The organism is Acinetobacter lwoffii (genome assembly GCF_024129735.1).
GTDB classification, from domain to species: domain Bacteria; phylum Pseudomonadota; class Gammaproteobacteria; order Pseudomonadales; family Moraxellaceae; genus Acinetobacter; species Acinetobacter lwoffii_H.
Genome location: NZ_JAMXXK010000029.1, coordinates 1 through 12,955 on the forward strand (window position 1 = coordinate 1; position 12,955 = coordinate 12,955).

General features: G+C 41.0%; 12 protein-coding genes. 8 read left to right on the forward strand and 4 right to left on the reverse strand.

The genetic code is table 11. The features are described 5' to 3' along the window. Window positions 1-1,020 precede the first annotated feature (1,020 nt). Entirely contained in the window at window positions 1,021-1,239 is a 219-nt protein-coding gene (locus NI469_RS09505) for a hypothetical protein (RefSeq protein ID WP_004645598.1), read from the forward strand. Between the two features lie 252 nt (window positions 1,240-1,491). Here NI469_RS09505 and NI469_RS09510 read toward each other — a convergent pair whose 3' ends face one another. The 3 genes from NI469_RS09510 to NI469_RS09520 form a co-directional block, all read right to left on the reverse strand. Beyond that, window positions 1,492-1,842 (reverse strand): hypothetical protein, encoded by a 351-nt coding sequence (locus tag NI469_RS09510; protein ID WP_004731641.1) that lies wholly within the window; start codon window positions 1,840-1,842, stop codon window positions 1,492-1,494. A 200-nt stretch (window positions 1,843-2,042) separates the two neighbouring features. Beyond that, window positions 2,043-2,708, reverse strand: coding sequence for a hypothetical protein (locus NI469_RS09515; protein ID WP_004279028.1), 666 nt, complete (start codon window positions 2,706-2,708; stop codon window positions 2,043-2,045). Window positions 2,709-2,809: 101 nt separating this feature from the next. Beyond that, a complete protein-coding gene (locus NI469_RS09520) occupies window positions 2,810-3,508 on the reverse strand; it encodes a DUF3820 family protein (protein ID WP_004279026.1) in 699 nt (232 codons plus the stop codon). A 331-nt stretch (window positions 3,509-3,839) separates the two neighbouring features. On the opposite strand from NI469_RS09520, the gene NI469_RS09525 reads away from it, so the two are divergent. The 7 genes from NI469_RS09525 (at window position 3,840) to ahpF (ending at window position 12,448) form a co-directional block, all read left to right on the forward strand. Then, window positions 3,840-5,084, forward strand: coding sequence for an alpha/beta hydrolase family protein (locus tag NI469_RS09525; protein ID WP_253174970.1), 1,245 nt, complete (start codon window positions 3,840-3,842; stop codon window positions 5,082-5,084). A gap of 154 nt (window positions 5,085-5,238) precedes the next feature. After that, the gene (glyA, locus tag NI469_RS09530; protein WP_004279023.1) at window positions 5,239-6,489 is read left to right on the forward strand and encodes a serine hydroxymethyltransferase; all 1,251 of its coding nucleotides are present in this window, start codon (window positions 5,239-5,241) and stop codon (window positions 6,487-6,489) included. Window positions 6,490-6,994: 505 nt separating this feature from the next. Continuing rightward, entirely contained in the window at window positions 6,995-7,399 is a 405-nt protein-coding gene (gene rnk / locus NI469_RS09535) for a nucleoside diphosphate kinase regulator (RefSeq protein WP_004279022.1), read from the forward strand. 341 nt (window positions 7,400-7,740) lie between these two features. Beyond that, entirely contained in the window at window positions 7,741-8,532 is a 792-nt protein-coding gene (locus NI469_RS09540) for a hypothetical protein (protein WP_004279021.1), read from the forward strand. Window positions 8,533-8,548: 16 nt separating this feature from the next. Beyond that, window positions 8,549-9,682 carry a toxic anion resistance protein gene (locus tag NI469_RS09545; RefSeq protein ID WP_129716469.1) on the forward strand — a complete coding sequence of 378 codons (1,134 nt, stop codon included), beginning with the start codon at window positions 8,549-8,551 and terminating at the stop codon, window positions 9,680-9,682. A 37-nt stretch (window positions 9,683-9,719) separates the two neighbouring features. After that, window positions 9,720-10,637 (forward strand): hypothetical protein, encoded by a 918-nt coding sequence (locus NI469_RS09550; RefSeq protein WP_195725805.1) that lies wholly within the window; start codon window positions 9,720-9,722, stop codon window positions 10,635-10,637. Window positions 10,638-10,882: 245 nt separating this feature from the next. Further along, window positions 10,883-12,448 carry an alkyl hydroperoxide reductase subunit F gene (gene ahpF / locus NI469_RS09555; RefSeq protein ID WP_253174972.1) on the forward strand — a complete coding sequence of 522 codons (1,566 nt, stop codon included), beginning with the start codon at window positions 10,883-10,885 and terminating at the stop codon, window positions 12,446-12,448. Between the two features lie 250 nt (window positions 12,449-12,698). Here ahpF and NI469_RS09560 read toward each other — a convergent pair whose 3' ends face one another. Then, window positions 12,699-12,953, reverse strand: coding sequence for a YfhL family 4Fe-4S dicluster ferredoxin (locus NI469_RS09560; protein ID WP_253174974.1), 255 nt, complete (start codon window positions 12,951-12,953; stop codon window positions 12,699-12,701). Between the last annotated feature and the right edge of the window lie 2 nt (window positions 12,954-12,955).

Below are 12,955 nucleotides of genomic sequence, written 5' to 3' on the forward strand. Positions count from 1 at the left end.
TAAATGGGTAATGTACAAGTTGCTGTAGAAGCATGTTTAGTTCGTCTGATCACAGATACGTTATAAAGTAGTTTGAGACTTTTTTAAATCCGTCAATGCGTAAGTCCTATTCTATTAAGTAGGAGTTTTTATTTTGATCAAATTTAGAGTTTACAGATCGATTGCATGTAAATAGGGTAGCTTTGAAAAGCTGAGTAAGGTTCTGAATATTTAACTATGCTACAAATAAAAATATGACATTTAACGTTCAGAAAATCTATTCAATAATTTTGATCCGTCCCTCTACATGATGAAGTACTCAGACAAAAATATGGTTAATTGACCTTAATGAGGAGATTGAATTATCGCCAATTTTTGAAAATAACCTTTTAAAATTAGTCGTATAGATTCTATGACAGCAGTTTCTTTGAATATTGCGTCCTTTTCCGGAAGTATTTTTTCATAAAAAATCATATTCGAGTTTAAATTTTGAAGCGCTTATTAGAGGTTAGGAAAGAAAGTATTGAGCGGGCTATTCAATCGGAAATCGTATACTTAATAAGATATTTTTCTAGAAATCAATGAATTAAATAAAGATGATATAAATACAAAATTCTTCGGATGGCAAGCCATAAATATTCTAATCTGCTTTAAAAAAATGACAATTGAAATCTTGTATAAGTCTTCTTTTAGAAGTGTAAAAGGGTATTGTCGGCTAAAAAAATACTGTTATATTCAACTCATGGTAGGTCGTAAAATCAATAAGACGCTACCGATAAGTTGGACGGATCAATGACAGTTAGTTGAGTTTGATGTTTATCACCAGACAATAAATCTAGCACTAGCCATCCAACACAGAGCTCGCAGAAATGCGAGCTTTTTTAATGTCTGCACAATTCATTCAGTTTAATATTTTTTTTCTTATAATCCATTCAGATAAAAAAGTTTACATTGCCAAATTCGCTAACATCTTGAAGATTAATCGCTTGGCTAATTATGGTATAAAAAACTGCAAATTGGATAATGAGAGAGGAAGGAAAAATGTCAAAGATGATTGATATCAAAGTGAAAGATCAATTTAGCCAAGTGACTGAAGCGAAAGCGATGCTGCGTTCCTTTGCAGAGCACAACATTCATCATGCAGCTGAGTTGGTCAAAAAAATTGAACACATCGTGGTGGATGGTGAAACCATTCTGCCGAGTATTGAGTTGTTGTTTGAAAGCCAACAATCTTCAAATATTTATCGCGTTATCGAATAATTTAATCAGTGAACTTCAGATAGGTAGAAAAAAATTGAACTTATTTATCCGAAATCACCGATTCAGCAGATAAAAAACTCACCATTTAGGTGAGTTTTTTATACTTTGGTGTTTGCTAGCTTGGATACTACTGTATGCAGCTATAATCAGCTTCTGATTCAATATCTAAGAGAAGACAACGTGATAATGGGCTTTAATTGGCCGAAGAAATATCCCATAACAATAAAAAAGCTCGCTGGAGTGAGCAAATATTTAAATCTGTTTAAGCTGCAGATTCACATCATATTTTTCAAAATCTTTTAGAATCTGCACTAAAGTTTGCTGTGCGATTGTATGCTCAGGGCTTAAAGAAATTTCCTGACGAGTCGTGCTGTCAAAACATTCAATGGCCTGGATCAGCCAATGATGCTCAATGGGACTTTTTTGAATCAACACACGGCGCGGTTGCAAGCTGTCACTGATCTGGCGGGGAAGTACATAGGTGATCGCCAGTTGCACAAATTGCAGTTCTTCAACCGGACTTAAAAAGGTAATTACCCAATTGCCAACTTTACTCAGTTGCATGGGATTATCGAACGCATCGAATTCTAAATAATGTGACATATACATGATCCAATCGGATGTCTATGCTCACTATATGGCGGGATTATAATTCTTTTTCTATCACGCTTAAGTCGGATATTTCGAGCTTTAAATTTTGCTTAAATATAAATATATCAAATAACCAATTAGTTATCTTAAATAATTAAAGCTGCCTCATTGTTAAACTCGCTTATTTAAGAGTTTAAAAGACTAAGATATTCTTATTCAGGCGCTTCATTTTGCTGCAATTGGTCTAAAGCAAAATTGATCTGCTTCAGAATGTGATTCAATTCTTGGGGAGCAATACGGCTTTCCTGAAGGGACGTAATCCATTGCATTTGGCACAGTTTTAAACTGCGCGTATCCGGCGCCTGTAAAATCTGATGAATTTGCTGCTTGGCCATCAAGCCACAATATTTTTGTAAGCTTTCCATCATCATATATTTAAGGTCTTCAAAAGACATAGGTTGCAGTTCAGGCAGCTTTTTTGCATGGCTTGAATCCGTTTCAGCAGATGGAATGTCCTGCGCTACTTTAATGGATTCCATCTCAGGATGGAGTTCTTTTGTCGCAGAAGCTGCTGCTATCGATGAGTCCAACGATCGGTGAATCTCGGAGTGTGCCAGGTCAACTTTTGTATCTGTTCTTGCATCAGCCTGCTTTTGACTGATGGCTACCTCGCCCGTTTCAGCTGGAATAATTAAATCCATGGCATAAAGCTGATCTAAGAGTTCGGCAGGAGCAAGCTGTTGTTTTAAGCCATCATTTAATAAGTTGAAATCCTGGCTGCCGATCAGAACCAGTAAGCGGCGTTGGCGTGCGGTCAGTGGGATGGAGCGATCCTGTAGCACCTCGATCCCACGTTGAGTTTTATAAAAATGCATCATAGCTGAATAGATTGTTGCTAAAATTCAGCTAGAGCATAGTCTGTGAAAATTACATTAATATGAAGTATTTATTAAAATACTGAGGTTTGTTTTGATAAAACCTATAATGTCGTGATCGCCGTATTTTCAAGGGCCTTACGTAAATAAGGATCCAGTTCATCCTGACGCAATAGCCATTGCACATAGTCAGTAGGAAGTTCTGCAATAGCGGTGCCGCGATGTTTGCCAAAATTAATCGTACGTGGAATTCGGGCATCTTCAGAAGCATCGAATAATTCCTGCATACTGTTGATTTTTAAATGATGCACAATATGCATCAAAATATTGGCAGTTAAAATAATATCCATATCGGCACGATGTGCTTTACGGATCATTTCACGCGCTCTTTCGCTGCCTTTGGTGATCATATAGATCAGTGCAGAAATATTGTGTGCTTCCGCATCTGGCCAGACCCGACGAGCTAAAGCCAAGGTGCAAATTGCCTTGATTTTTGAAGTATCTACGCCACATTTTTCGATGGCACGGACGTCATAATCAATATTATGGCCGATCATGTAGACGGTTTCATCAGGTAGGCGAAAGGTAGTGTAATGCGGCTGACCTTCCAGATCCGATTCCAGAATATGATGCACGGCCATGGCAGCAAAAGAAATGGCTTCGTCACATGAATAAAGCTGATCAAACAGGCGGCTTTTATCCAGACTGATTTTATGCTCTACAATTTCGACAGGCGCATAAGCAATTTCGATGGGTTGACCATTTAAAGTATGCGTTTCGGTATCAAGAATAATGGCCTGCATGTCGGAAATGTGCCTGAAAAGAGAGGAGAGTAAAATCTAACATTATTATTTTGCAACTGACAATTGAATTGCTTTATTTCTGTATTAATTGCAGGCTTTTTAACGTATGACGACTATTTGTATAGTTCTGAAAAGGGGAAATTCTCTATTTTTAAGTTTGCTGATTTCATAATAAATATAAACTGACGCGAATTTAATAGAAAAAATAACGCATTCTTTTCTTGATATTGTTTAGATAAATTGGGAAATTACATGTAGTTTTATCGTTTGTTAAAGATAAAACCAGAAAAACTCATTAGAGACGATAATAAATAAGATAAGGATAAGATCGATGAAACGTCAAGTATTGACCTGTGCTCTTCTCACATTAAGTGTAGCCTTAACTGCTTGTAACGATGATAGTGATAATGATCGTTTTTACGAGTCCAAACCTGCTGTTCCAGTAAATAATATCGATAATCCAGTCGTGGCAACACCTGTAGCCTATACTCAAACGGATTTCTCCGGGATCGCTGACGAAAGTGTGATCATGACTTATAAGATGTTAGGAATTAATGGTAAGGAAACACAAGCTACTGCATCAGTTTTCACACCCGAGGGAACGCCTCCAGCTACAGGCTGGCCAATTGTGGCATGGGCACATGGAACTACCGGTGTAGCTGATCAGTGTGCGCCGAGTCGAAAAGCGCTGAATGATTATATTAAAGCCATGATTGGCGGGTTTCTCCAAGCTGGCTATATTGTAGTGGCACCTGACTATGAAGGTTTAGGAGAGCCAAGTGGAAAAGAACTTCATCCTTTCTTGAATCTGAAAAGTGAAGCTTATTCTATTACTGATGCAGTTGTGGCTGCACGAAATTATTTAGGTTCACAAGCGTCCAATCAATGGGTTGCAGTAGGGCATTCTCAAGGTGGCCAGGCAGCTTTAGGCGCTGCGCAATATGCAGCACGTGCTTCTAAGATGACCTATAAAGGTACGGTAGCTTTAGCACCTGCTTCTAATTTTAGCCTGATTTTGTCAGGTGGTGAGACGCAAGCTGGACAAGAAACCGATCTGGGTAAAAAGATTGAAACTTTGGCGTCTTTAGATACGTTCACGGCATTGATTACTGCCGGTTTACGTAATCCAAACCCAAATCTGCAATATAGCCAGATTTTTAAAACACCGACTGACCAGATCGCTAAGAATGCGGAAACTGATTGCTATGATGTACTGGGTAATAAATTTGGTGCTGCAATGGGACAGTATGCTCAAAATAACGGAACTTTAGAAGGATATCCTCGTACTCAAACTAACTTTATGAGTATTCCAGTCGTAAAGAGCTTCTTGGAAAAAGATTCTCAGCCTTTACTTGTTAAAGTTTCTACGCCAGTGATTATTTATCAGGGTTCAGCAGATAGTACCGTTCCGAAAGCAGCAACAGATGTTTTGGTTGCACTCGCCAATCAGAAACAAACTTCAGTACGTTATATTACGGATGAGTCAAATGCGACTAAATGGGATCATGGTAGCGTCTATGCACTGAATATTCCTAATATTATTTCAGATGTAAAATCTCTAATGCCAATTCAATAACTTATTTTTATCTGAATGGCTCATGTTTTTTTAGATATGAGCCATTTTTATTGCAAACTGAATAAAGTTCATGATCGAAAATTTAAAACTTCATGCTACAATACGCGCCAATCTTAGCACGGCTTAAAAGCCCTAAATCAATAGGACCTCGCTAATGTTTGCCAATATCTCTATCGCTGAATTTGATCCAGAATTAGCTCAAGCAATCTCGAATGAAGATGCTCGTCAAGAAGCTCATATTGAGCTAATCGCTTCTGAAAACTACTGCTCACCAGCAGTTATGGAAGCTCAAGGTTCAAAACTTACTAACAAATATGCGGAAGGCTACCCAGGTAAACGCTACTATGGCGGTTGCGAGTATGTAGACGTTATCGAACAATTGGCGATTGACCGTGCTAAAGAACTCTTTGGTGCTGATTATGCTAACGTTCAGCCACATGCTGGTTCACAAGCAAACTCAGCAGTTTACTTAGCGCTTCTTAACCCAGGCGATACAGTTCTGGGTATGAGCCTTGCTCACGGTGGTCACTTGACTCACGGTGCAAAAGTAAGCTTCTCTGGTAAAACATATAACGCGATTCAGTACGGTTTAAATCCTGTAACTGGCGAGATCGATTACGAAGAAGTTGAGCGTTTGGCGCTTGAGCACAAGCCACGCATGATCGTTGCTGGTTTCTCTGCATACAGCCAAATCGTTGACTGGCAGCGTTTCCGTGAAATCGCGGACAAAGTTGGCGCTTATCTGTTTGTTGATATGGCTCACGTTGCAGGTTTGGTTGCCGCTGGCGTTTACCCAAGCCCGGTGCAAATCGCTGACGTTACTACGACTACGACTCACAAAACACTTCGTGGTCCACGTTCAGGTCTGATCCTTGCGAAAGCAAACGAAGAAATCGAGAAGAAACTTCAATCGGCTGTATTCCCAGGCAACCAGGGTGGTCCTTTGGTTCACGCGATTGCTGCGAAAGCAATCTGCTTCAAAGAAGCAATGGCACCTGAATACAAAGCTTATCAGCAACAAGTAGTTGTGAATGCGAAAGCAATGGCTGAAGTATTAATCGCTCGTGGTTATGACGTAGTTTCTGGTGGTACTGAAAACCACTTGTTCTTGTTGTCTTTAATCAAACAAGACATCACAGGTAAAGAAGCTGACGCTTGGTTAGGTGCTGCTCACATTACTGTGAACAAAAACTCTGTACCAAACGATCCACGCTCTCCGTTCGTCACTTCAGGTATCCGTATCGGTACACCTGCAGTAACAACTCGCGGTTTTGGCGAAGCTGAAGTGCGTGAACTTGCAGGCTGGATCGCTGACATCCTAGATGCTAAAGGCGATGAAGCTGTTATCAACGCGGTGAAAGAGAAAGTTGCAGCGGTATGTGCTAAATTCCCAGTTTATGCATAATCGCTTATAAACGGAAAGGAGCTCCCAACCGGGAGCTTTTTTTATAGCTGTAAAAATAACGATGTAAAAGATGTTTAGACTTGATCGGGCTTATATAGATCAATTTCCATGCCGTAAGAGATTGAGTCATCAATAAAATCATATTGAGTTTTTCTCAATCTGGCTTAAAGTCTTTTATCAACTATTTGTATTTTTAAATGCTTTAAAAGAATGAATGCATTCGTTGCATGCTTTGCTTGAAATTATTTACAGGAATTATTTTCAGAACCTGACACTTTAAAAATAATAGGTTATTGAGCTGAAGATCATGGTAGATGAAGCGCTTGAGTGAATCCCATGTTACTGTAAGGTGGTGCTGATATAAGCGCCGTGAATGACATCATTCTTTTTATTTAAACGTTATATGGATCGGTATCATTTGAATATGGGTAAATCCTGTATTTAAAAATGCTGCTGGCGGTTGATTGATTAATTTTTCATTTATGCATTAAACAAGGTAATAAGGATGACTAAACCCAACATTATTTTATCTGAGCAAGATTTACATCGTCTGGAAACGATGCTGGAGAATCAGAGCAAGCTGAGCGAAACCATGATCCGCTTAGAGGATGAATTGGCACGTGCCGAAGTGGTCGAGCCGCAAGCGATCGCAAGCAATATCGTGACCATGCATTCCCGTGTGTTGTTGACCATTGCACCTTCTACGGAAGCTGTTGAGGTGACACTAGTTTACCCACACGAATTTAAAGGTGAAAAGGGGCAGGTCAATGTCATCGCACCGATAGGTGCAGCCATTTTGGGCTTAGCAGAAGGTCAAACCATTGAATGGCCACAACCGGATGGTAATACCATGAAAGTGACCATTGAAAAAGTGCTGTTTCAGCCGGAGAGCGAAGGGGATTATCTTTAAGCCAGCGTTGGATCATCCTTGAAAGCCATAGCAATATGGCTTTTTTGTATATGGATTTTAAGTAAAACCTGGTGTTGTAAGCATTTAGATCAGATTGAATACATTTTAAAGTTCTAAATGCTTAAAGTTAAACAATTCTCAAGATGCTACGTAGCCATTTATCTCTGTAATTGGATTGTCTTGCCAAAATCATAATTAAAATAAAGATAAAACATGCATTTAGTTAAAGTGATGTAACGAATTTCTGGATAAATATACACAACGCAGTCTGTTTTTTTGCTACATTCGAAGATGTTCTAGACTTCTTTGTTTCACTTTTTTTAAAGGATATCGCCTCAACCATGTCGCGCTTTGAAGCTCTACCTGCCTTGACTGACATGATGCTTGATCGTGAGGAAATTCTGGCGATTAAGCGTAATGAGCTTGTGCCTGTACTGGATAATCAATATGGGCTGAATCATTATGCAGATGCTTTGATTCAGGCACAGTCCGTTCTACTGAATGGTGTAGACCCGCACTTGACCCAACAGTTAAGCCATACCATTGAGCAATTGATTCAGGCTTTGGCAGAATCTAAAAAATATCTGAAAAAACGTAAATTTAATGCCCTACAGAAATGGCTAGGCATCGATCTGGATTATGGCTCAAGTCAGGTGGAATATTATCAACGGCTAGACCGTTTGCTCGATCAGGCCGATCACTTAAGCCGTAAATTGCAGATTGAAATTCAGAAATCGCAGTCACGTTTTCAGCAGCTTTTGGGGTTGCGCGAACAGATGGCCAAGCACATTGTCGCAGCAGACGAGTTTCTGTCTGAATATCCGCTATTCGTCAAAAACCAGCATCCCTTGGATAATTTTTCAGAACGCCTCTCCAAGAAAATTAATACCTTACGTACCTTGCAAAGCAGTAATGACATCGCCATTACCCAGATGCAGCTTTCGCAGCAGCTTTCCTTTAGCCTGCTGGATCGCTTTAAGGAAGCACAGCAGGTCTTGATTCCGGCCTGGCAATATCATGTCAAACAAAGCCAGACGAAACACTCGACAAGTGATCTGGAAAAACTTGATAATAGCCGTGAGAGTCTGATTAAAACGTTAAAAAAATCCCTCGAGAAACCCTCGAAAACATAACAATATAAGGTGAACTATGACCAAGTCTGATTTAGTAAATTTACCTGTTGAAAGCTCGAATGAACTGGTCGAACAAAAATTCCAGCAAATGGACCTGAAAGAACTGGGCTTACAGCCTGCTGACTTTCAGGAGGTGCTGGCTGCACGTAAAGAGTTGCAGAACATGAGTCATAACAGCGTGGCTGAATATGGCAAAAATATTGCGACCAAAACTTCGACCTATACCGATGAATTACTGAATCTGGTGCAAAATAGAGATCTGGATGCGACAGGACAGAAGCTGAATCAGGTGGTACAGGTGGCTCAGCAGCTGAATACCAGCAGTATTCTCAATAAAAAGAAAAGTTCGGGTTTTTTTGGCAATATCATTAGCAAATTCAAAGGTGCGAAAGATAACTTTGATGCGCATTTCAATACCACTAAAGAGCAGCTAGATGTACTGGTGAAAGAGATTGAAACCTCGCAATCCGGTTTGAAAGCACGTGTTGATACCCTGGATAAAATGTTTGACGGGGTACAGGATGAATATAAACAGCTCGGGGTACATATCGCCGCAGGCCGTTTACGCGAACAGGAGCTGCAGCAGGAAATTTCCGCTTTAACCGCCTTACCGCAAGATCAGAGCACCACCCAGAAAATTTATGACCTGAACCATCTGGCCAATAATCTGGAAAAACGTGTCAGTGATTTACAGGTACTGCAGCAGTCTGCCATGCAGACCTTGCCAATGATCCGGATTATTCAGTCAAATAACCTGATGCTAGTCGACAAGTTTTATGCGATCAAAAATATTACTTTACCAGCGTGGAAAAACCAGATCAGTCTGGCGATTTCATTGAGCGAACAGAAGAACAGTGTGCAGCTGGCCAATACCATTGATGATGCTACCAATGAGCTGCTGCGCCGTAATGCTGACCTGTTACATCAGAACTCGGTCGATACTGCTAAAGCCAACCAGCGCTCGGTGATTGACATCGAAACGCTTGAACATGTGCAAAATACCCTCATTAAAACTGTAAATGATGTGATTCAGATCCAGAAAGAAGGTGTACAAAAACGCACAGAAGCAACCGTGCGTTTGAAAGCTTTGCAAGATAATCTAAATCATTTGGTGATTGAATCAAGTACCAGTGGATCCAAGCCCAACTAAATCAGGTAGGGCCAAAATCTGAAAGAAGGAGTAGAGATTGCCGCCCTTAGATGAATATGCCGTTAAGCCTCAGGACATCAAGCAGGGGGTAGTTGCACTCAAGAAACGTCAACGCAATTTGATGCTATTGGGTTTGACTAGTTCTACCATATTTATAGCCTCATTGATCAGCCTATTTTTCCAGCAGGAACTGGTCTATGGCTTTTTTGGCCTGAGTACCCAAGTACAGCAATTGCATTTACCGGTCAGTGTAGATGCCACACTGGCCAGCATTGGTGATAGTCCGGATTATTTTTTTAGTTTGCTGAGCTGGTTTGGCTGGCTGATTATTAAAATTTTTGCCTCTTTTATCGGCGCATTCTTTGTGATTGGCTTACTGAAAAAGTTGCGTTTCTTTTATGTTCGCTTTCAGTCTTTTGTACTGAAATTTGTCGCCTGGCTGATCGCTTTTATCGTGATCTGGTCAGGATTAACTTACTGGCAGCATGATCTACGTAATGATCGGGATGATGCTTATCAGCAAGTGGTGTATTACGACAGCAATATCAATGACAGTGAAATTGCCCGTTATCTGGCCGATTCAGAGATTGCAGCACCGGTGAAATCTTATTTACTAGCGCAAACGGCATTGCTGCATAAGCCGCAGGATTTATCTGCCGCAAAACCTTATGTTTTAAACCTGGTTGAAGCAGAAAAACAGGATCCTAAATTTGAACAATATGGTTTCAAGCCTGAACAAATCTGGACCATGCAGCAACAGGTCTATGGTCAAGCCATGACACCAGTCGCCAAGAGTGTAAATACACAGGTGCAACAGGCGGATCAGTTAAATCAGATCACGAATCTGGTTATTATTGGTGTTGCTATTTTATCGGCACTACTTAGCCTAATCTTGTTTTTCTTGGCCAACTCAATCAAGGGTCGATCACTCCGTATCGAACAGCGGATTCATTAATTTCCCAAAATGCTCCTGAATAGGGAGCATTTTTTTGATAAAATTTCAATGCTATTTTTAAGATAACCTATTCAACTTGCTTAACACAGCTCAAAAATTTAAATAAGGCAGTAAAAAAAACTAGGTTTAGCTTAATAATCTAAAATATCGATCAATAAAATAAAAACAACCTGTTTTACCTATTCAGTCGATTGTCCTATCATGGCTGTATCAAATAAACATTTACTCCTTTGGAGACGTTAGCAATGTTAGATCAAAATACTTCAGCCCAACTTAAAACCTTATTAGAACGCCTAGAAGGCCCGATTGAACTGGTGGCGACTTTGGATGGCTCTGACAAATCAGCCAAAATCCAGGAACTGGTGTCCGAAGTGGCTGCACTGTCTGACCTGGTGACTGCACGCTTTGACGGGACCAATGCACGTGCGCCAAGTTTCGGGATTGCAAAAGCTGGTGAGGAACCACGTGTATTCTTTGCAGGCTTGCCAATGGGCCATGAGTTCACCTCACTGATCCTGACATTGTTGCAAACCTCAGGTTATGCACCGAAAGTCTCTGATGAAGTTCTGGCGAATATCAAGAGCCTGGGTGTTCAATCTAATTTCGATGTATTTGTATCCTTAAGCTGCCATAACTGTCCGGATGTGGTTCAGGCACTTAACCTGATCGCCATCTATAACCCAGGCACTACAGCGACCATGATTGATGGGGCTTTCTTCCAGGAAGAAGTAGAAGAACGCAAAATCATGGCGGTTCCGATGGTGTTCCAGGACAACCAGCATATAGGTCAGGGTCGTATGACGCTGGAAGAAATCATTGCCAAGTTGGACAGCAATGCCGCTACCAAAGATGCGGAAAAGCTGAATGCCAAAGATGCCTTTGATGTCCTGGTGATCGGTGGTGGTCCTGCAGGGAATACTTCTGCGATCTATGCAGCACGTAAAGGCATTAAAACCGGGATCGTGGCTGAACGCATGGGCGGTCAGGTCATGGATACCATGGACATTGAAAACTTTACGTCTGTACAGAAGACCCAAGGTCCTAAATTTGCTGCCGAGATGGAAGCCCACGTGCGTGAATATGGTGTCGACATCATGAACCTGCAACGTGTGTCTGATATCAAAGGGGCAGACGAAACGGCCAATGGTCTGGTGGAAGTGACTTTAGCGAATGGTGCCAAACTGGAATCTAAAACCGTGATTCTGTCGACCGGCGCACGCTGGAGAGAGATGAACGTTCCGGGTGAGCAGGAATATAAAACTCGTGGTGTAGCCTACTGCCCGCACTGTGATGGTCCTTTGTTCAAGGGTAAACGTGTTGCGGTCATCGGTGGCGGTAACTCGGGTGTCGAAGCGGCGATTGACCTGGCGGGGATTGTGGAGCATGTCACCCTGGTGGAGTTTGATACCAAATTGCGTGCGGATCAGGTGTTGCAAGACAAGCTGAACAGCTTGCCGAATACCACCGTGATCAAAAATGCTTTATCTACGGAAGTGGTTGGTGATGGTTCACAAGTGACTGCACTGAAATACAAAGACCGTGCTACGGATGAAGAGCATGTGGTTGAGCTGGCGGGGATCTTCGTGCAAATCGGTTTGTTGCCAAATACGGACTTCCTGAAAGAAACCCAAGTTGAGCTAACCAACCGTGGCGAGATTGTGATTAACGACCGCAACGAAACCAATGTCAAAGGTGTATTTGCAGCGGGTGACTGTACCACAGTGCCGTACAAGCAGATCATCATTGCCACCGGTGAAGGTGCCAAGGCGTCACTGTCTGCTTTTGATTACATCATCCGTTCAGGACAATAAAAAAATAGCACCTGGGTTCCCCAAAACCGAGGTGCTATATCTTATAAATACATTATTATCGCTTTATAGGAACTCAGGACGCTAACACCCGAGTTCCTTTTTTTATATTTATTATTGGAACAGCCAAAAGTGTCCCCACGCACTTTCAGCTGTTCCTTTCCTCTGCACAGTTTTTGTTTTCAACCCTTATTTTTATACTTTCCCCAAGGTTGTTTTTATATAAAGCAATGTTTATTCCATCGCTTCATTTTTAAGATTTAAATAAGTTCAAACCCTTAAATTTTTCCAGTAATTGTTCTTGTGTTTCCCGATACTCCGGATGTGGAACAATGCATTCAATCGGACAGACATCTACACAGGTCTGATGCTCATAAAAACCGACGCATTCTGTACAACGGTTCACATCAATTTCATAGACTTTTGTACCTTCATAAATCGCGTCATTCGGGCATTCCGGTAAACACATATCGCAATTGATGCATTTGTCGGTAATTAGCAGTGCCATAT

Bases quoted from the DNA above. Each gene is read 5' to 3' on its own strand.
- NI469_RS09505 (WP_004645598.1), top strand. From the start codon at position 1,021: ATGTCAAAGATGATTGATATCAAAGTGAAAGATCAATTTAGCCAAGTG.
- NI469_RS09510 (WP_004731641.1), bottom strand. From the start codon at position 1,842: ATGTCACATTATTTAGAATTCGATGCGTTCGATAATCCCATGCAACTG.
- NI469_RS09515 (WP_004279028.1), bottom strand. From the start codon at position 2,708: ATGATGCATTTTTATAAAACTCAACGTGGGATCGAGGTGCTACAGGAT.
- NI469_RS09520 (WP_004279026.1), bottom strand. From the start codon at position 3,508: ATGCAGGCCATTATTCTTGATACCGAAACGCATACTTTAAATGGTCAA.
- NI469_RS09525 (WP_253174970.1), top strand. From the start codon at position 3,840: ATGAAACGTCAAGTATTGACCTGTGCTCTTCTCACATTAAGTGTAGCC.
- glyA (WP_004279023.1), top strand. From the start codon at position 5,239: ATGTTTGCCAATATCTCTATCGCTGAATTTGATCCAGAATTAGCTCAA.
- rnk (WP_004279022.1), top strand. From the start codon at position 6,995: ATGACTAAACCCAACATTATTTTATCTGAGCAAGATTTACATCGTCTG.
- NI469_RS09540 (WP_004279021.1), top strand. From the start codon at position 7,741: ATGTCGCGCTTTGAAGCTCTACCTGCCTTGACTGACATGATGCTTGAT.
- NI469_RS09545 (WP_129716469.1), top strand. From the start codon at position 8,549: ATGACCAAGTCTGATTTAGTAAATTTACCTGTTGAAAGCTCGAATGAA.
- ahpF (WP_253174972.1), top strand. From the start codon at position 10,883: ATGTTAGATCAAAATACTTCAGCCCAACTTAAAACCTTATTAGAACGC.
- NI469_RS09560 (WP_253174974.1), bottom strand. From the start codon at position 12,953: ATGGCACTGCTAATTACCGACAAATGCATCAATTGCGATATGTGTTTA.